This window comes from Brachybacterium horti (genome assembly GCF_054777615.1).
In genome coordinates this window covers 79,016-97,872 of sequence record NZ_BAAHAM010000004.1, presented here as the reverse complement: position 1 = coordinate 97,872, position 18,857 = coordinate 79,016, and the positions used below count along the sequence as shown (strand labels likewise).

Sequence of the window (18,857 nt, the reverse complement as noted above, 5' to 3'; positions counted from 1 at the left end):
GGAGCGCGATGAGCGAGAGTGAACTCGTCGGGCCGACGGGCCCGGGCGCGATCCGGGTGCGGCCCGGCACGCGCGAGCTGAACCGTCGCGCGGACCCGTCGGACGTCCGGGGGATCGTCCTGGAGAACACGGGGGACCGGCCCGTCCAGATCGGCTCCCACCTCCACCTCCCGGACGTCAACGACGCCGTGGCCATGGACCGGGACGCCGCCAGCGGCTTCCGGCTCGACGTGCCCGCCGGCACGTCCCTGCGGCTCGAGCCCGGTGCCTCCCGGCAGGTGGCGATCGTGCGCCTGGGCGGCCGCGGCCACGTGCCCGGGATCCAGATCCGCGACGGCGGGGCCGACGGTCGGGAGGAGCGCCGATGAGCCGCATCGACGCGGAGCGCTACGCCGCCCTCTACGGCCCCACGACCGGCGACCAGGTGCGCCTGGGGGACACGGACCTCTGGATCGAGATCGAGGAGGACCGCACGTTCGGCGGCGAGGAGGCCGTGTTCGGGGGCGGCAAGTCGATCCGCGAGTCGATGGCGCAGGGTGTCACGACCCGCGCCGAGGGTGCGTTGGACACCGTCATCACGAATGCGATCGTGCTGGATCACTGGGGTGTGGTGCGGGCGGACGTCGGCCTCCGGGACGGCCGGATCGTCGCGCTCGGCAAAGCGGGGAATCCGGACGTGCAGGACGGGATCCACCCGTCCCTGCACATCGGGCCGTCGACGGACGTCATCGCGGGGGAGGGGCGGATCCTCACCGCGGGCGCCTTCGACACCCACGTGCACCTGCTCTCGCCGTCCCAGATCCACGAGGCGCTCGCGACCGGCATCACGACGATCGGCGGCGGCGGCACGGGCCCCTCGGAGGGCTCCCGCGCCACCACGGTCACCCCGGGCGCCTGGCACCTGGGCCGCATGCACCAGGCGCTCGACCAGCTCCCCGTGAACGTGCTGCTGCTCGGCAAGGGCAACACCGTCTCCGCCGAGGGCCTCGCGGAGCAGGCGCTCGCCGGGGCCGCCGGCTACAAGGTCCACGAGGACTGGGGCGCGACGCCCGCGGCGATCGACGCCTCCCTGCGCGCCGCGGAGGAGCACGGCCTGCAGGTGGCGCTGCACTCGGACTCGCTGAACGAGTCGGGGTTCGTGGAGTCGACGATCCGCGCGATCGGCGGCCGCACGATCCACGCCTTCCACATCGAGGGCGCGGGCGGCGGCCACGCCCCGGACATCCTCGAGATCGCCTCGCTGCCGCACGTGCTGCCCGGCTCGACGAACCCGACCCTCCCGCACACGGTCAACACGGTCGCCGAGCACCTCGACATGCTCATGGTGTGCCATCACCTCAAGCCCTCCGTCCCCGAGGACCTCGCCTTCGCCGAGTCCCGCATCCGCGCCACGACGATCGCCGCGGAGGATCTGCTCCACGACATGGGCGCCCTCTCGATCACCTCCTCCGACGCCCAGGCCATGGGCCGGATCGGCGAGGTCATCACGCGCACCTGGCAGGTCGCCCACGTGATGAAGCACCGGGTGGGGGCGCTCGGCGGCGGCCTCCCGGCGGACAACGAGCGCGCCCGCCGCTACGTCGCGAAGTACACGATCAACCCCGCGATCGCGCACGGGGTGGACGCGCACATCGGCTCCGTCGAGCCGGGGAAGCTCGCGGATCTCGTGCTCTGGGACCCGCGCTTCTTCGGCGTGCGGCCGGACCTGGTGATCAAGGGCGGCATGATCGCGTGGGCGGGCCTCGGCGACCCGAACGCCTCGATCCCCACCCCGCAGCCCGTGATGCAGCGCCCCGCCTTCGGCGACGCGATCGGCGGGCACCTCTCCGTCTCGTTCGCGGCGCCCGCCGCGGTGGAGGACGGCCTGCGCGAGCGCCTGGGCCTCACCCGCGAGCTGCTGCCCGTCGCCTCCACGCGCGAGGTGACGAAGGCGGATCTCGTGAACAACACTGCCCTGCCCCGCATCGACGTGCGGCCGGACACCTTCGAGATCAGCATCGACGGCGAGCGGGTCGTGCCGGCCCCGGCGAGCTCCCTGCCGCTCGCGCAGCTGTACCAGATGTTCTGATGCCGGCCCTCTCCTCGGCGCCGGCGCCGGCGACGATCGCGATGCTGCTCGCGGACTCCCGCCTGCCCGCGGGCGCGCACGTCTCCTCGAACGCCCTCGAGGCGGCGCTGCGCGACGGCCTGTGCCGGGGCGAGGTGGGCGCCTACCTCGCCTCCCGCCAGGTGACGGTGACCCGGGTCGAGGCGGGCACCGCCGTGCTCGCCCGCCACCTCGCCCTCACCTGCGCCCCCGAGGAGCTCGCGCCCGCGCTCGCCGCCCTCGAGGCGGAGTGGGCGGCCCGCACGCCCGGCCGTGCCCAGCGGGAGATCACGCGCGTGCTCGGCGACGGGCTGCGCCGCCTGGCCGACGTCCTCTGGCCCGGCGCGATCCCGCCCCTCACAGCGGGTGCGCCCCCGCGGCCCCGCCCCGTCGTGCTCGGTCTCGTCGCCGCGGCCGCCGGGCTGCCCGCTCCGGAGCTCGTGCGGCTCGTCGCCTACGACGACGCGCAGACCGTCGTCGCCGCCCTCCTCAAGCTCGAGCCCGGTGACCCCCGTGCGGGCGCCGCGCTCGTGCTCGAGGCCTGCGCCGCGATGGAGCCGCACGTCGGCCCGCTCGCGGCGCTGCAGGACCCGGCGCTCCTCCCGAGCGCCGGTGCACCCCAGACCGAGGACTGGGCAGAGGCCCAGTCCGCACTGCCCAGGAGGCTGTTCCGTGCCTGATCCCGTCACCCCCACCCGCTCGCTGCGGCTCGGCGTCGCCGGTCCCGTCGGCACCGGCAAGAGCTCGCTCATCGCGACCGTGTGCCGCGCCCTCGCCGGCGAGCTGCGCCTCGGCGTCATCACCAACGACATCTACACCGACGAGGACGCCCGCTTCCTCCGCTCCGCCGGCGTGCTCGACCCGGAGCGGATCCGCGCGGTCGAGACCGGCGCCTGCCCGCACACCGCGATCCGGGACGACGTCACCGCGAACCTCACGGCCGTCGAGCAGCTCGAGGCGGACTTCGACCCGCTCGACGTGGTGCTCGTCGAGTCCGGCGGCGACAACCTCACCGCGACCTTCTCGCCGGCGCTCGTGGACGCACAGCTGTTCGTGCTCGACGTCGCGGGCGGCGGCGACGTGGCCCGCAAGGGCGGCCCCGGCATCGGCCGCGCGGACCTCCTCGTCGTCAACAAGATCGACCTCGCCCCCTACGTGGGGGTCGACGTCGAGCAGATGGTCGCCGACGCCCTCGAGGCGCGCGAGGGCCGCCCCGTGCTCGCTCTCTCCCGCAGCGACGAGGCCTCGGTCCAGGAGCTGCGCGCCTGGGTGCTGGCGATGCTCGCCGCGCACCGCGGGGGCACCCACGAGCCGCAGGACCCGGGCCCGATGGCTCCGCACTTCCACGCCGACGGCGAGGAGCACACGCACGACCACGAGCACGAGCACCCGCACGAGCACTCCCACGCCTGATGACCCGGATCGCCGTCGAGCGGGCCGCGGGGCCGGTGCGCCTGCACCTCGCCCCGGGCCTGCTGCAGCCGCGCCTCGTCTCCCGCGGCGGGACCTCCGCCCAGGTCGCGCTCGTCGCGAGCGGGGCGACGCTGCTGGGCGGGGACGAGGTCGCCGTGGACGTCGAGGTGGGGGACGGCTGCACGCTCGGCATCGAGGACGTGGGCGGCACCGTCGCCTACGAGAGCACGGGCGTGCCCAGCCGCTTCGACGTGCGCATCCGCCTCGGGGTGGGCGCACGGCTGATCTGGCGCGCGCACCCCTTCGTCGTGACCGACGGGGCCGACGTCCGTCGGCGCACCGCGATCACCCTCGGTGAGGGCGCCGCGCTGCTGCTGCGCGAGACCCTCGTGCTGGGCCGCACGGGGGAGCGGGGCGGCCGCCTCGCGACGGCCCTCGAGGCCCGAAGCACGAGCGGCACCCCGCTGCTGATCGAGCACCTCGATCTGGACGGCGCGTCCCCGCGACCGGGTGTGCTGGGCGGGCACCGGGTGCTCGACACGGCCCTGCTGCTCGGCCGCCGCCCGCCGGAGGCGCCCGTCGACCACGCTGACCCCGTCGGACCCCGCGTCCTGCACCTCGAGCAGCCGGGGGCGATCGGCCGCGCGCTCGGCGCGAGCGCGCACGCGACCGGCGTGGCGGCGATGATGGAGTCCTGGGCGCCCGCGGTGGGCGCCGGGGAGGACGGGGCATGACCCACGAGCACGCGCACCATCACGCGCACGAGCACGCCCCCGTCGGCCCCTCGACCCTCGAGGGCGAGCACCCGGTGCGTGCGACCGCCGCGCTGCTCTCGGGCGGGCAGGACCTCGACCGTCTCGCCGAGCGCCTCTCGGTGCTCGCCGATCCCCGTCGCCTGCGGATCCTCTTCGCCGTGCACGCGCACCCGGGGATCCGCAGCTCGGACATCGCCCGCGTGACCGACGCGCACGACTCGACGACCTCCCACGCCCTCGCCCTGCTCCGCGAGGCGGGCTGGCTGCGCACCGAGCGCCAGGGCCGGGAGGTGCGCTACCACCTCGCCGATCCGCTGGGCCATCGCATCCTCCACGAGATCGGCTCCGAGCACCTGCCCGGCGTGGAGCACCGCCGCACCTGACCCCGTCACTGCACCCCCGGGTGCCAAGGCGTGGCAACCCGTCGCAGTCCGTCCCGATACTTGCAAGGATCCACAACCATGACCCGACTCGAGGCGCCACCCGCGCCTGCCGCCTCCTCGATCCTCCCGGGGGCGCGGGACCCGCTCGGCACCCGCGCCCGGGACCGCCGCGCCGCCGCCTGGATCCTCGGCCTCGGCGTCGCCACGGCCGTGAGCGTCCTCGTGTGCGCGGGCATCGGCCCCGTGCTCGTGCCGCCCCTGCGCGCCGCCGCGATCATCGCCGCGCACCTCGGGCTGCCCGTCGACCCGCAGGCCACCCTCGCGGAGGACGCGATCATCTGGGGCGTGCGCGCCCCGCGCGTGGTGCTCGGCGCGGCCGTCGGCGCGTGCCTCGCCCTGTGCGGCGCGGCCCTGCAGGCCATGGTGCGGAACCTGCTCGCCGATCCCTACGTGCTCGGCATCTCCGGCGGCGCCTCGACCGGCGCCGCGGCCGCGGTGCTGCTCGGCGCGGGGGCCGGCCTCGGCGCCGCCGCCCAGCCCGCACTCGCCTTCGCGGGCGCCCTCGCCGCCGCCCTGCTCGTGCTCGTCCTCGCCCGCTCGCACGGCGCGGTCACCTCCCTGCGGCTGCTGCTCGCCGGGGTCGCCGTCGGCTACGTGCTCACCGCGATCACGAACCTGCTCGTCTTCACGGCGGACACCGCCGAGGGCTCCCGCTCCGTCATGTTCTGGATGCTCGGCTCGCTCGCGCTCGGCCACTGGGACCTCTTCCTCGGCCTCGCCGTGCTCGCCGCCGTCGCGGGGCTGCTGATCCTCACCGCCGCAGGCCCCGTGCTCGACGCGCTCGCCGCAGGCGACGAGACGGCCTGGTCGCTCGGGATCCGCCCGGACCGCGCCCGCGTGGCCCTGCTCGTCGTCGTCTCCCTGTGCACGGGCGCCGCGGTCGCCGCCGCCGGCGCGATCGGCTTCGTGGGGCTCGTGGTCCCGCACCTCGCCCGGCGCCTCGTGGGCGGCCCGCACCGCCGCGTCGTCCCCGCCGCCGCGTTCCTCGGCGCGCTGTTCCTGCTCTGGGCGGACGCCCTCGCCCGCGTCGTCCTCGCCCCGCGCGAGCTGCCGATCGGGGTGATCACGGCGCTCGTCGGCGCCCCCTTCCTCGTCGTGCTCGTGCGCCGCCTCCGAGGGGTGGCAGCGTGATGCGCCGCCGTACTGCACTCCTGGTGCCCCTCGCCCCGATCGCGGCTTGGGGTCTGGCCGCCTGCACGGCGGCGCCGTCCCCTGCCTCGGGGACCGCCGCCGCCGCGAACGGCGAGGGCACGACCACCTACCCGCTCACCCTCGAGAACTGCAGCTCCTCCGTGACCCTGCCCGCCGTCCCCACGCGGATCGTGCTGCTCGAGACCGCCCCGGTCACCGTGCTCGACGGCCTCGGCGTGCTCGACCGCGTGATCGCGAAGGCCGGCGTGTTCCCGCCCGCCTCCTACCCCGAGACGATCCACGGGGACCTCGCGCAGCGGGTCGACGCGATCCCCGTGCTCTCCGACGACATCGACGGAGCCGGCCATCTCCAGATCAACCAGGAGAGCGTCATCGCGCAGTCCCCGGACCTCGTGCTGGGCCTCCCCGACGGCGTGACCCGCGAGGGCCTCGCCTCCGCCGGCGCGCAGGTGCTCGTCCAGACCGTCTACTGCGGCGACGCCCCCGCCGCGAGCTGGGACGATCTCGACGCCGAGATCCGCCTCCACGCCGAGGTCCTCGACCGGAAGGACGCGGGGGAGGAGCTCATCGCGACCCTCGCCTCCCGCCTCGACGCGGTGCGTGAGACGGCCGCCGCACGTCGCGGCGGCACCTGCGCGGTGCTCTACCCGACCGTGGGCGGCGGGCCGCTGTACGCCTACGGCGCCGCCTCCATGGCCTCCCCGCAGCTCGAGGCCGTGGGCCTCGAGAACGTCTTCGCGGGCACGGCGGAGCGGGTCTTCGAGGCGAGTACCGAGGCGCTCATCGACGCGGACCCGGACCACCTCGTGATCCTCTACCAGGGCGAGGGCGACGGCTCCGACGTGATCGCCGAGGTGACGGGCACCCACGCCCTCGGCTCCCTGCGCGCCGTGCGCGAGGGGCGGGTGCTCGCGCAGCTGTTCAACCTCACCGAGCCCGCGACCCCGCTCGTCGTCGACGGTGCCGAGCGGCTCGGCGACTGGCTCGACGGGGGCGCCTCGTGAGCGCATCCTCCACCGCACCGCCGTTGCTCGAGGTGCGCGGTGTGCATCGCTCCTTCGGCGAGCACCCCGTGCTGCGCGGGGTGGACCTCGCGGTGCGGCCGGGGGAGGTCCTCGGCCTCGTCGGCCCCAACGGGAGCGGCAAGACGACCCTGCTGCGCCTGCTCACCGCGGCGCTCCGGCCGGAGCGCGGGGAGGTGCTGCTGGGCGGGCGGCCGCTCTCCCGGATCGGCGGCCGGGAGCGGGCGCGGCGGCTCGCGATCGTGGTCCAGGAGAGCGCGGGGGAGCTGCCGATGACCGTCGCGGACCTCGTGCTCCTCGGCCGGACACCCCATCGGGGCGCCGGCCGCGGCCGGGAGGTCGCCGCCCGCGCCCTCGAGCGTGTGGGCGCCCTGCACCTCGCGGGCCGCGAGGTCGCGCAGCTCTCCGGCGGCGAGCGGCAGCGGGTGCTCATCGCCCGCGCCCTCGCCCAGGAGCCCGAGGTGCTGCTGCTCGACGAGCCCACCAACCACCTCGACGTCGGCTACCAGCACGAGGTCCTGCACGTGGTGCGTGGCCTCGGGCTCGCGACGATCGTCGTCCTCCACGACCTCAACCTCGCCGCCCGCTACTGCGACCGCGTCGCCCTGCTCCACGAGGGTCGTCTGCTCGCGAGCGGGCCGCCGTCGGCCGTCCTGCAGGGCCCGCAGCTCGAGCGGGTCTACGCCGTGGGCGCCGAGCCGCTCGCCGCCGCCGACGGCACCGTCCAGTTCCTCTTCCACCACCCGCGACCCGCCGAGGGGACCCGATGAGCATCCAGGACCCGATCACCGCCTACTGGTCCCGCTGGGCGGGGGAGTACGACGCCCAGCAGACGGCCCGCGCCCGCGCCGAGGGCGCCGAGGAGGTGTGGCGCACCGTCTGGGCGGAGGGGCTGCGCGCGGAGCCGGGCGGCGCCCCGCTCGAGGTGCTCGACGTCGGCACCGGCAGCGGCAATGCCGCGATCACGATCGCCGGGCTCGGCCACCGCGTGATCGGGATCGACCTCGCCCCCGGCATGCTCGAGGCGGCCCGCGCGAAGGGCTCGCCCGTGCGCTTCCTACCCGGCGACGCCGTGGACCCGCCGCTGCCCGCCGGAAGCCTCGACGCGATCGTCTCCCGCTACGTGCTGTGGACCCTGCGCGACGCGCCCGCCGCCCTCGCCGCCTGGCACCGCCTGCTGCGCCCGGGCGGGATCGTCGTCGCGGTGGACTCCGCCTGGTTCCCCGACGGGGCCGACGTCGGCGACGGTCTCGAGGGCGCCCGCCGGGAGGACTTCCGCAGCACCTATGCGAGCGGGGCCCTCCCCGAGCTCGCCCTCGCCTCCGGGGACCCCGAGCAGGTGATGGCCGCCTTCCGCGCCGCGGGCTTCACCGAGGTCACGGCGGATCCGCTGCCCGCGGTGCTCGAGCTCGACCGGCGCAACGGCGTCTCCTCGGGCCATCGACCGCAGCTGCAGATGCGGTATCGCGCAGTGAAGGGCTGAGCAGTGAAGAGCGGAGCAGCGAAGGGCTGACGCCCGTCGGCCCTCCGGCATAGGCTTTCCCGCATGACTGCCCCCACCCGCCGCATCGGCTCCCTCACCGTCTCCGCGATCGGCCTCGGCGCCATGCCGCTGTCCTTCGCCCGCACCCCCGCGGTGCCCCGCGACCAGGCGATCCGCACGGTCCACGCGGCCCTCGAGGCCGGCGTGACCCTCATCGACACGGCGGACATCTACGCCCCCAGCTGGGACACGATGGGCCACAACGAGCAGCTCGTCGCCGAGGCCCTCGCGGCCTGGGACGGCGACCGCTCCGCCCTCACCGTCGCGACGAAGGGCGGCATCACCCGCTCCGAGGGCGAGTCCTGGGGCCGCGACGGCTCCCTCGACTACCTCCGCCGGGCCGTGGAGACCTCGCTGACGAACCTCCGGGTCGACGCGATCGACCTCTACTACTGGCACCGCCCGGACCGCTCGATCCGCTACGCCGAGGGCGTCGAGGCCCTCGCGACGCTCCAGCAGGAGGGGCTGATCCGCGAGATCGGCGTGTCCAACGCGAACGTCGAGGAGATCGACGTGGCGCTCGAGGTGCTCGGCGAGGGCGGTCTCGCCGCGGTCCAGAACCAGTTCTCGCCCTCCTACTTCCACACGAGCATCGAGGAGCTGCGCCACTGCGGCCAGCACGGCGCGGCCTTCGTGCCGTGGTCCCCGCTCGGCGGGATCGGCGGCGGCGCGAGCGGCGTGGGGGAGCGGTTCCCGCAGGTCGCGCGGGTCGCCGAGGCGCACGGCGTGAGCCCGCAGCAGGTCGTCATCGCCTGGGAGCTCTCGCTCGGCGACCACGTGATCCCGATCCCCGGCGCCGGCCGGCCCGAGTCGATCGTCGACTCCGCCGCCGCGATGACGCTCGAGCTCACCGAGGCCGAGCGGGAGGACCTCGGGACGATCCTCGGCTGAGGGGCCGCGCGGGCGACGTGACCGGCAGGGCATTTCCGTTGCCGGTCCCCGGGTGCGGGCGTACCCTGGCGGGCGTCCGTGACCGGAGAGGAGTCGGCATGCATTCCGTGCCAGCAGGGAGCGAGGCGGCCCAGCGGGCCTGCTCGTCGTAGCGTGGCGCGCCCCGAGCGCGCCGCCGTCGACCCCACCCTGATGCTCCTGCATGCCCAATTCCCGGCCGCCCGGAAGCGGCCTGCGAGGCATGCCCTCCGAGAGGACCCCTCATGCTGACCCTCACCGATGCCCTGATCCGCGACTCCTTCGTGAACGCCTCGAAGGGTGACGCGAAGCGCGCCACCCTGCCCGACCTCGACGCCCTCGACTTCGAGCGCCTCGACTACCTGGGCTGGCAGGACGCCAAGCGCCCCCGCCTCCACTACGTGTCCCTCGAGCTGGACGGCGAGGTCGCGACCCTGATGCTGCGCGGCACCGAGAACGCCCCCACGAAGAAGATGCTCTGCGCCTGGTGCGAGGACATCGTCGACGGCGTGCATGCCGCGAGCTTCGTCGCCCCGCTCGGCGGCGCCTCCGGCCGGCGCGGCAACAGCGTCGGCACGTCGGTCTGCGCGGACTTCCGCTGCTCCCGCAACGTCCGCCGCGCGCCGAGCTCCTTCGAGCTGCGCACGGAGGACCCGGCGCTGCTCGCCTACCACCAGGAGCAGAAGATCGCCGGCCTGCGCGAGCGGTCCGCCGCCTTCGTGCGGGCCGTCGCGAACGGCTGATCGGCCGATCGGCCGACGGGTGGGGCCGGTGGGCAGGCTCCCGAGCGTGCCGTCCGGCACTGCCCTGACAGCCGGCGTCGCCTGACCCCCGGCACCGCTGACATCGCCGGCCTCGAGCGCCCGGCCGGGACCCGCCACGGGTTCCGCGCCGGGCGCTCGTGCGTCGTGGTCGAGCCGCGGGCAGCGGCGCCGCCCGCCGCCTCCCGCCGCTCGCCTCCTGCCACCCGCCACCGGCCTCCCGTCGCCTGCTGTTCGCGCGCGACCCGCTGCCGCCCCCCGTCGCTTGTCGCCGCCCCCGCCGCCCCTCCGCCCAGAATTGATCGTCCCTCCCCACGCCGAGTTATCCACAATTTCCACGGATCGGCGGTAGGTGCTGGTTTTGGGGGAGGGAGGGCGTAGAATGAAGGAGTGGCGTCGGGGTGTCGCTGGTGGATGGTGGCGGGGATTTATCTGCTCGCCGATCCGCCGCCGATCAGTCATTCCGGTGCAGTGATGACGAGGGGAGGTGAGCGATGTCGGTGATCGATGGCGGGGTGCCCGCGCCCCTTCCCCTGCCCGGCCTGGAGAGCGTCGCAGACCCTGCCGCGGCTCTCGATCCTCACGCTGTCGACATCCCCGCCGATGCGGACGCCTCTGCCTCTGCCTCAGTCACTGCCTCGGTCGCGGCGGGCGCCTCGACTCCCGTCCTCCCACCGAAGCCGCGCGCCCTCTGCCGCGCCGTGCGCGGCCGCAGCGAGGTGACCGAGGAGAACGTCGCCATCCGCGCCGACCTCTCGGAGGATGCCGTCCGCGCGGAGGCGCTGCGACGCATCCATCGCCGGCGCCGCGGCGCCGCCGCCATGCTCTACGTCGAGGAGATGAAGGACGTCGCCCTGCTGTGGGACGAGAAGGCGGGTGACGAGGGCGACTATCTCGCCCTTGCCGCCGGGGTCGCGCTGCGCGCCCGGCTCGGCCAGGCGACCTACCAGCTCCGCCGCGCCCACATGGGCGTCCCCGACCTGCCGCTCTCGCTCGAGAAGGTCGCCACCGGGGACCTCCCCACGAGGTGGTTCGACGATCTGCTCCGCGCGGTCGAGCGTCTCTCCTCTGCTCAGCGCCACCGGGTGGACGCCGAGGTCGCCGGCTGGGAGCTCGCGACGCTGTCCCCGGACCGCTTCCGCACGCTCGTGCGCCTCCTCGTGACCTGGGTGGACGAGGTCGCCGCCCTCGGCCCCACCGCGGAGGAGACGCGCGACGTCAGCCTTGACCACTCCCACATCGACGACGGCACCGCCACGCTCACCGTGACCGGGCCCGCCCCGGAGATCCTCGACCTCGCCAAGCGCCTCGACGCCGCCGCTCACGCGATCCAGGACCAGCAGCGCCACGCGCTCGCCCGCATCGCCGCCGGCGAGACCGGCGTGGAGATCCCCTGGGACCTCCACGGCCAGGCCGCCCGCACCGGGAAGCGGCTCCCGCTCGGAGCGATCCGCTATCTGCTGCTCACGCGAGGCGAGATCGACACCCAGGGTGTGCCGGTCCCTGCGGCGGGGGTGCGGCTGAACCTCGTCGTCCCCGTGCTGTCCCTGTTGGGCCGGAGCGACGCACCTGCGACGCTCGAAGGCACCATCCCGATTCCCGCCGGCATGGCCCGCGAGCTCGCGGCACAGGCACCCTCGTTCCAGCGGGTACTCACCGATCCGATCACCGGCGAGTTCCTCCCCGTCGCGTCGACCACCTACCGCCCCACCGCCGCGATGCGCGAGCACGTGCTGCTCATCGACCCCGTCTGCGCCGTGCCCGGCTGTGAGCGGCACATCGCGGAGAGCGGCGAGGTCGACCATGTCGAGGAATTCGATCACCTTCGCCCCGAGAATGGCGGGCCCACGATGCCGCACAATCTCCACGGATTGTGCTGGTCTCATCATGACGCGAAAACCGAGAGGTATATCGACCCCGAGAGATCGGGGGACGGCAAACGTACACGATGGAATATCGGTGGCCTCACCGCCACCGAGGTCACGACCAACCGGGACCTCGTCACGCAATCCCTCGCGGAGAGCTACTCCCGCTACTGGGACGACTACGTCCAGCGCCGTCGGGCCGCGGAGGAGCGAGCCCGTGCCCGGGCGGAGGCGGAGGCCGCAGCGGCGGCAGCAGGAACGGGAGCCGACCCGGGAGCCGACGCGCCACCGGGCGACGGGGACCCGGACCACGCCCCGCCCTTCTGAACCTGTTCAGCCCAGCCGCACCCGCGCGTCCGCACGGTGCCCGGTCGCGGTGACGAGGCGGGCGTTCGCCTCGTCCGGCCCGAGCGCCCAGTCCCGCGCCGCGGCCGGCGGCTTCCCGAAGCGCTCATGGCGGGCGATCAGCCGCTCATGGCGGAGGTCCTCCGGGGTCTCCACGAACCAGCACGCATCCAGCAGCGCCCGCACCCCGGCGAACGGCCCCTCGTCGAGGAGCAGGTAGTTGCCCTCCGTGATGACGAGCGGCACCTCGGCCTCCACCGCGATCGCACCGGCGAGCGGCTGCTCGAGATCCCGCTCGAACATGGGCGCCCACACCACGTCGTCCCCGGGCATCTGGGCCCGGATCCGCTGCAGCAGCGCCGCATAGCCGCCCGCGTCGAAGGTGTCCGGCGCGCCCTTGCGGTCACGCCGGCCCAGCGCGTCGAGGGCGACGTCCGCGAGATGGAAGCCGTCCATCGGGACCACGGTGCACGAGCCCTCCGGCAGTTCCCGCGCGAGCAGCTCCGTGAGCGTCGACTTCCCCGCCCCGGGCGCCCCGGCGACCCCGAGCAGCCGCCGGCCCCCGGCGCGGCGCGCCTCGTCGAGCAGCGTCAGCGCGGCGCGGAGCACGGCCTCCTGCCCCTCCAGCACGACCGGCTCAGGCATCGACGTCCACCTCGAGCACCTCACCACGCAGCGGCAGATGGAGGAGGATCCGCGAGGGCTCCGCCCCGGCCGCCGCGAGCGCCCGCGAGTACGTCGCCAACTGCCCCAGGTAGTGCCGCTCCACATGCCCCACCGGGTCGTCGCCCGGATAGGACTTGTGGTCCACGAGCACGATGCCGCCGCCCGGCAGCTCGAGCAGGGTGTCGATCCACCCCTCCATGACCTGCGAGTCCTCGTTCCACCACGAGATCGGCTGCTCCGTCAGCTCCCGTGCGCCCGGGAACTCCGCCGCGAGGAAGGCCGCCCACGCCTCGCCGGCGCGGTGGAGCACTGCCTCGTCCACCGTGCGCGCCACCTGCCAGCGCTCAATGAGCCGCGCCGCGGCCGTCTCCCGCTGCGCCGGATCGAGCTCGGCGAGCGGCAGCGCGAGATAGGCGTGGACCGCCTCGCCCACCCGCTCCCACCGCGGCCCACCGCCCGTGACGAGCGAGGGGCCGATGCGCCGCGGCGCGCCCACGGTGCCGAGCGCCTCGCTGGAGCCGACCCCGGAGGCCTGGAAGCGAGCGGAGAGCTGTCCGGCGCTCTCCTGGTCCGGCCGGAGAGGGATGTCGGTCACCGAAAGCGGGTCCGCGACGGATGGCAGCGTCGTCACGTCCTGCTCCATCAGCTCGTCGACGTTCACGCGGGTGACCCGGGCGGGAAGGGGAGATTCCGCCCGGTCGACGAGGACCGCCTCGTCGTTCCAGCGCACCAGCGGCGAGTCCCCGACGATCAGGGAGTCCAGCTCGCTCCGGTCGCCGCCGATCGCGAGCACAGAGGTGCTCGCCGCGCGTGTGAGGGCCACGTACTGCAGTCGTCCTGCCTCCTCGGCCTCCGAGGTCGCTCTCCGACGGGCGAAGTCGGACTCGGCGAGCTGCTCGGCCACCTCGCCGGGGACCGTCAGCTTCGGCCAGAACAGAAGCTCGCGACCGGAGAGGGGCTGCGTCACATCGACCTCGTCGGGGGAGCGCACGAGCACACCCGAGGTGTGGTCCCGCTCCTTGGCGTCCCGGATCAGGTGGGTGACCACATGCTCCCATTCGAGGCCCTTGGCGGAATGGATGGTGCCCACCCACACCGAGTCGGGAAGTCCGGACAGGTCGGGTCCGTCCTCCCATGCATCGAGCTCGGCCCGCAGACCGGTGAGGGTGATGGGGGAGCCCTCGGTGCTGCGTCGCTCTGTCGACGTCCTGGCAAGCGCTCGCAGCGCGTCGAGGGAACGGCGTCGCGAGGCCTGTCCGCTCCAGCGCTTGATCCGCTGCGGCAGGTCGAGCGCGTCGATCAGTGCGCTGATCATCTCTTCCGGGGTGTAGGCGATGCAGGCCTTGCGCACTGCGTGGAGTCCGGAGAGGGTCCGGTCCTCCCACCAGCGTGCGTACACCCCGCGTCGGGCGTCCCTGTCCGGGGCGGCCATGAGCTCCTCGAACCAGGAACTGTGTGCCTGGTGGTCCTCGAGCAGCGCGACGAGCTCGGTGAGCGCGAGGGTGTCGGAGGCGTCGAGGGTCACCGCGAGGGCGGCGCGGACCAGCTGCGCCTCCCGGGTGGAGAGCAGGGAATGGGCCGCGCCGGCGGTCGGCACGCCACGGGCCTGCAGCGCCGCGACCACGGCGTTCTTCTGCGTGTTGGTCCGCACCAGAACGGCTGTGGTGCCGGGGGTGAAGGAGCCCTCGTCGATCCGCTGCCGGATCTGTTCACCGATCATTGCGGCATGCTTCTCGGCGGAGACCACCCGGTTGTCGTTCTTCGTCGCCTGCCATACCTCGAGCACGCCGCCGGCCGCCTTCACCCGCCGCTGCTCGGGGATCGCGAGGGTGATGTGCTCCACTCCGGTCCCTTCCGGGTCGAACACCCTCGTGAACACGGCATTGGTGAACTCCACCAGACGTTCCTTCGAGCGCCAGGAGTTGACGAGGTCCCGGATCTCCCCGGTGCCGAACACCGTGTCCCCACGGCCGAGGGCCGCGATGATCTTCTGCATCAGCCGGGGGTCGGCATCGCGGAAGCCGTAGATCGCCTGTTTCGGGTCACCCACCCAGATCTTGTCCTCGACCAGCTGGGACAGTTCGAGGAAGAGGGCGAGCTGCACGGGGGAGGTGTCCTGGAACTCGTCGACGGCGAGCAGGCGAAAGCGGGAGGCGACGGACTCTCGGACGCGCGGGGACTCCTGCAGGAGTCGGAGCGCGCGCACCTCCTGGTCGATGAAGTCGATCAGGCCCAGGTCCCGTTTGTGCTGCTCGTAGGCGTCCAGGGACTCCGCGGCGGTGTCGAGGACCAGGGCGATGAGGTCGTGCACGTCCTGCTGCCATGCGCCGCAGCTCGTGAAGGACTGGGCGATCTCCTCGCTGAGCGGGGCGAGGGTGCGTCTCGTGACGGCACCGAACGGACCTGCGGCGATCTTCATCCACGCGGACCACGGTGCACGGTCATGGTCGGCCAGGTGGCGGCGCAGGCCTCGCAGGGACTCGAGGTCGTTCCTCGTCTTGTTCAGACTCCCCCTGGCGATCGGGCCGCCGGCGATCGGCTCCCCGTCGGGAGTGCTGGAGGCATCGAGGTCGGCAGTGAGCTCCTGGATCCGGGCGTCCAGCAAGTGCAGCCAGCGGGGCCGCTCGTCCGGGCCCGGCGAGGGAAGTCCGGCGCTGTCGCGGTACTCCTGCCAGGACGCCTTGATCGACTCGCGCAACGCCACTGCGCCGAGGAGGTTGGTGCGGGCCGCGTTCGCGAGGATCCGCACCTGCTTGCGCCAGGAGGGGCGGGCGCGGTAACCCGTGTCGTCCTCGTCGCCGTCGTGCTCGGTCCTGGCCAGCAGATCGCTGTGCTCCTCGCCGCGGGCGGCGGCGGTGCGGGCGATCGCGGCGGAGAACGCGGTCTTCTGCGACATGTCGTCGAGCACGTCGACGTCGGGGGAGATCCCGGCGTCCATCGCGTAGTCCTTCACGAGCCGCCCGGCTACGGAGTTCACGGTGCCGATCACGGCGGAATCGATCCCGCGGGCTTCCTCGACCAGCGCCCGGTCCAGAAGCGTCGAGCGGACCCGGGAGGTGAGCTCGTCGGCGGCCTTGACGGTGAAGGTGGTCGCGATGACTTCCGACGGGTCCAGTCCGTCGGCGATCAGGTCGGCCAGGCGCTGTGTGAGCGCATAAGTCTTGCCGGACCCTGCCGAGGCGTTGATCAGAGTGAAGGTCATGAGACATCGCCTCTCATCCCGCACAGCAGCGAGAACTCGCAGTGATCACAGCGGGCGTCGACGACGAGGGAGCCCTGGGCGCGGGCCGCCTCGCGTGCTCTCGTGTAGGTCTTCTCGGCATCTTTCCGCGGGGTGGCCAGGTCCTGACCCGCATCGAGCAGGATCTGCCCGCTGTGGGCATCGACGCGCCCTGCGCCGATCTCGTCCAGTGCCCTGGTCATCCCGGCGGTGCCTCGGGACCAGAGGTCCTCGACATCCAGCGTGGGGCGGCCGTGGGGGTCCAGGGCGGGGTTCGCCGAGACGAACTCGCCCTGCGAGAGCAGGAAATACCCCACGTCGGTCCCCTCCTCGTGCAGAGAGTGCGCGTAGGAGGCGAGCTGGAGGGCCTCGCCGGCCTCGAAGAGCTCAGGGTACTTGCGAGCGGCATAGGTCCACTTCAGATCGATCACCGTGGGGCGACCCCGCGCATCCTCGGCGTCCACGTCCCGGTAGCCGACGAAGGGCACCGTCACGTCGCCGCGGCGCAGGTGCAGCAGGAGCGGCTCCTCGAATCGCGACTCAACCGAGGTGATCACCATGCCCGCGGCGCCGAGCCGGTCGAAGAACTCGACCAGCGAGCGCACCGCCCGTTCCCGCAGTCCGACGAGCTCGACCTCGCGGCCCGGCAGCAGCAGCTCCGAGGCCAGGCGCGGCACCTGGGTGTCGATCTCCCGGCCGATCCTCTGGGCCGACGGCGTCCGCTCGCCGTCGCCGGCCAGCTGCTCGACGACGGCGTGCACGAGCGTGCCGATCATCCGGTTGCCGGTCGGGACGGTGGCGACCGAGGCGGCGCGGATCTGCAGGCCGTTCTTGAAGGTCCACTTCTGCCGGCAACCCAGCAGGTCCTCGGCCTGGGAATAGGAGAGTCTCGAGGGCAGGAGGTGCGGCGCCGGCGCTGCATGCTTGGTGAGGTCCGACGGCAGGGGAGCGATCCGCGACGGAGCCGGGACCTTGAGCGGCCGACGGGACCCTGCCAGGGCGAACCCGTCCGCACCGAGGGTCTCCGCCGGGGAGAGCGTGAGGCCCTCCAGCACCTTCTCGACGTCCTGCCCGGGGGCGGCACGCCTCGCGGCGAGGTGCGCGAGGAGAGCGTGCTGGGCGGTCGGCTTCTCGGCGCGGCGCCGGGTGCGCACGACGACGATGCGTTCGGCGCCGTGGAGTCCGCGCAGACCGGCATCCGTGCCGAGGGCGGTGGCCTGAGCGGGTGCGAGGATCCGAGCGCCGAGCCCGGTCAGCGCCTCGGCCTCCGCTGCATCCCACGTCACGCCAGCCGCGGCGTCGTCCCGGTCCGCGCCCCACCACAACACGTCCCCGCCGATGGGCAGCAGCTGGGACGGCCGGGAGCAGGTGCGCCAGCGGGAGGTCGCCCCGGGCCGGGCGAAGGGGGAGCCGGCGCGCCCTCCGGCGGTGGCGACGATCTGGGCGAGCTCCCGCTGGCGGAGCACGCGTCCCGGCTCGAGCTCGTCGAGGACGTCGAGCACCACCTGCAGATGCGTTGAGGCCCGGACCAGGGCGGGATCTCCCTGACCCAGCGCCCGTAGGCGCTTCCCGAGCGGTGCCGTCACGTTTCTCACGCGCTCCGGGGTGAGGTCTTCGGGCGTGAGCGGACTCGTGACCAGCGCGGACAGTGCGCGGAGCATCTCGAGCCCGCTCGCGGAGAGCTCCTCATCCGCCTCGAGGCCCGCCATCGCCTGCTGCCAGGCGGTCCCGCCCGTGCCCGGCTCGTGCGCGAGCGCGTCCAGCAGAAGGGCGCGCGCCTGGGCGGGGACCAGACCCACGTGCTCACGTCCGCCCTCGGGCACGTCCAGTACGCGCAGGTCGAGGAGGGCGGCGAGCTGCTGCACGTCGACGGGGGCGACGGCGACGGAGAGGTAGAGCGGCAGGATCTGCAGGGCGGTGCGGTGCGCGGCGGACTCCGCCACGCCGACGGCGGGCAGGCCCCTGCGGTGCAGCTCTTGGTCGAGGAGCACGGTGTCCGCTCCGGCGAGGAGCTGCAACGGCGCGCTGTCACGGCCGGCGAGCAGCCGGGCCGCCGCCTCCGCCGCGGTCCACTCGTCCTCCGCCTCGACGAGGACCAGCTCGGGGCGTTCCGGCTGTGCGGGCCGCGCCTGCTCGAGCACGACCCCGCGCGCCTCGAGGAGCTGGAGCAGCTGGGGCCACAGCCCAGGCAGCGAGGTCGGGGCCTCGTGGCAGCGCAGGGTCTCGATGCCGAGCGACCACGTGACCTCCTCGGCGAGGACATCCACCAGCTCGCGCATGTCGTCGGCCGACCCAGGGGCGAGATGCGATGCCGCGGATTCGACCGCACGGAGCGCCGCGATGCGTTCGGGAAGGCCGTCGGACGCCTCGAGCCGTGCGCCGGCGGCGACGGCCGCGTCACGCCAGGCGAGCAGAGTGGAGGCCGTGGACCACGGGTCCACCGCGAACGACTCCCGCGGCCACGGATGGTCCACCGCGGCGATGGCGCGCGCGTACTGGGCGATGCGGACCGCCGGGTCGACCGCGGGCCGGGTCAGTGCGAGCCGGGTCTGGAGCAGCGTCACGAGCCCCTGCGGGCCCAGGCGCACGGTGCCGGTCGCGGCCGCGGAGGAGGCGTCGGCCCAGGCAGCACCGTCCAGGGACCAGCCGAACTCGATCTGCATGACCTCACCCTAGA

The 18,857-nt window shown here is 73.9% G+C and carries 16 protein-coding genes; 13 read left to right on the top strand and 3 right to left on the bottom strand.

The features are described 5' to 3' along the window. Positions 1 to 8: 8 nt before the first annotated feature. The 13 genes from ACYVAP_RS13335 to ACYVAP_RS13275 all read left to right on the top strand — a co-directional run bounded on the left by ACYVAP_RS13335 (position 9) and on the right by ACYVAP_RS13275 (position 12,276). Positions 9 to 368, top strand: coding sequence for an urease subunit beta (locus ACYVAP_RS13335; RefSeq protein WP_498861016.1), 360 nt, complete (start codon positions 9 to 11; stop codon positions 366 to 368). Then, positions 365 to 2,068, top strand: coding sequence for an urease subunit alpha (locus ACYVAP_RS13330; protein ID WP_498861015.1), 1,704 nt, complete (start codon positions 365 to 367; stop codon positions 2,066 to 2,068). The genes ACYVAP_RS13335 and ACYVAP_RS13330 overlap by 4 nt, the downstream gene beginning before the upstream one ends. Beyond that, positions 2,068 to 2,766, top strand: a complete 699-nt coding sequence (locus ACYVAP_RS13325) for an urease accessory protein UreF (RefSeq protein ID WP_498861014.1) — start codon at positions 2,068 to 2,070, stop codon at positions 2,764 to 2,766. The genes ACYVAP_RS13330 and ACYVAP_RS13325 overlap by 1 nt, the downstream gene beginning before the upstream one ends. Continuing rightward, entirely contained in the window at positions 2,759 to 3,499 is a 741-nt protein-coding gene (ureG, locus tag ACYVAP_RS13320; RefSeq protein WP_498861013.1) for a P-loop NTPase family protein, read from the top strand. The genes ACYVAP_RS13325 and ureG overlap by 8 nt, the downstream gene beginning before the upstream one ends. Next, a complete protein-coding gene (locus ACYVAP_RS13315) occupies positions 3,499 to 4,233 on the top strand; it encodes an urease accessory protein UreD (protein WP_498861012.1) in 735 nt (244 codons plus the stop codon). Before ureG ends, ACYVAP_RS13315 begins: the two co-directional genes overlap by 1 nt. Beyond that, positions 4,230 to 4,637 carry an ArsR/SmtB family transcription factor gene (locus ACYVAP_RS13310; protein WP_498861011.1) on the top strand — a complete coding sequence of 136 codons (408 nt, stop codon included), beginning with the start codon at positions 4,230 to 4,232 and terminating at the stop codon, positions 4,635 to 4,637. The genes ACYVAP_RS13315 and ACYVAP_RS13310 overlap by 4 nt, the downstream gene beginning before the upstream one ends. 78 nt (positions 4,638 to 4,715) lie before the next feature. Then, positions 4,716 to 5,828 (top strand): FecCD family ABC transporter permease, encoded by a 1,113-nt coding sequence (locus ACYVAP_RS13305; RefSeq protein ID WP_498861010.1) that lies wholly within the window; start codon positions 4,716 to 4,718, stop codon positions 5,826 to 5,828. Between the two features lie 23 nt (positions 5,829 to 5,851). Next, complete coding sequence (locus tag ACYVAP_RS13300) at positions 5,852 to 6,853, top strand: ABC transporter substrate-binding protein (RefSeq protein ID WP_498861009.1); 1,002 nt, start codon at positions 5,852 to 5,854, stop codon at positions 6,851 to 6,853. Next, entirely contained in the window at positions 6,850 to 7,641 is a 792-nt protein-coding gene (locus tag ACYVAP_RS13295) for an ABC transporter ATP-binding protein (RefSeq protein ID WP_498861008.1), read from the top strand. Before ACYVAP_RS13300 ends, ACYVAP_RS13295 begins: the two co-directional genes overlap by 4 nt. Then, entirely contained in the window at positions 7,638 to 8,354 is a 717-nt protein-coding gene (locus ACYVAP_RS13290; RefSeq protein WP_498861007.1) for a class I SAM-dependent methyltransferase, read from the top strand. Before ACYVAP_RS13295 ends, ACYVAP_RS13290 begins: the two co-directional genes overlap by 4 nt. Positions 8,355 to 8,417: 63 nt before the next feature. Further along, the gene (locus ACYVAP_RS13285) at positions 8,418 to 9,305 is read left to right on the top strand and encodes an aldo/keto reductase (RefSeq protein WP_343903485.1); all 888 of its coding nucleotides are present in this window, start codon (positions 8,418 to 8,420) and stop codon (positions 9,303 to 9,305) included. 263 nt (positions 9,306 to 9,568) lie between these two features. After that, positions 9,569 to 10,066: an FBP domain-containing protein gene (locus tag ACYVAP_RS13280; RefSeq protein ID WP_498861006.1), complete on the top strand. Its 498-nt coding sequence runs from the start codon at positions 9,569 to 9,571 to the stop codon at positions 10,064 to 10,066. Positions 10,067 to 10,785: 719 nt separating this feature from the next. After that, positions 10,786 to 12,276, top strand: coding sequence for an HNH endonuclease signature motif containing protein (locus tag ACYVAP_RS13275; RefSeq protein ID WP_498861005.1), 1,491 nt, complete (start codon positions 10,786 to 10,788; stop codon positions 12,274 to 12,276). Between the two features lie 6 nt (positions 12,277 to 12,282). On the opposite strand, the gene ACYVAP_RS13270 is transcribed toward ACYVAP_RS13275, so the two are convergent. From ACYVAP_RS13270 to ACYVAP_RS13260, 3 genes are read right to left on the bottom strand one after another with little or no spacing between them, the layout of a single operon-like run. Then, positions 12,283 to 12,939 carry a nucleoside/nucleotide kinase family protein gene (locus tag ACYVAP_RS13270; RefSeq protein WP_498861004.1) on the bottom strand — a complete coding sequence of 219 codons (657 nt, stop codon included), beginning with the start codon at positions 12,937 to 12,939 and terminating at the stop codon, positions 12,283 to 12,285. Continuing rightward, on the bottom strand, positions 12,932 to 16,162 hold the full coding sequence (locus ACYVAP_RS13265) for a UvrD-helicase domain-containing protein (RefSeq protein WP_498861003.1): 3,231 nt from the start codon (positions 16,160 to 16,162) through the stop codon (positions 12,932 to 12,934). The genes ACYVAP_RS13270 and ACYVAP_RS13265 overlap by 8 nt, the downstream gene beginning before the upstream one ends. Next, positions 16,159 to 18,843, bottom strand: a complete 2,685-nt coding sequence (locus ACYVAP_RS13260; RefSeq protein ID WP_498861002.1) for a PD-(D/E)XK nuclease family protein — start codon at positions 18,841 to 18,843, stop codon at positions 16,159 to 16,161. The genes ACYVAP_RS13265 and ACYVAP_RS13260 overlap by 4 nt, the downstream gene beginning before the upstream one ends. Positions 18,844 to 18,857 lie beyond the last annotated feature (14 nt).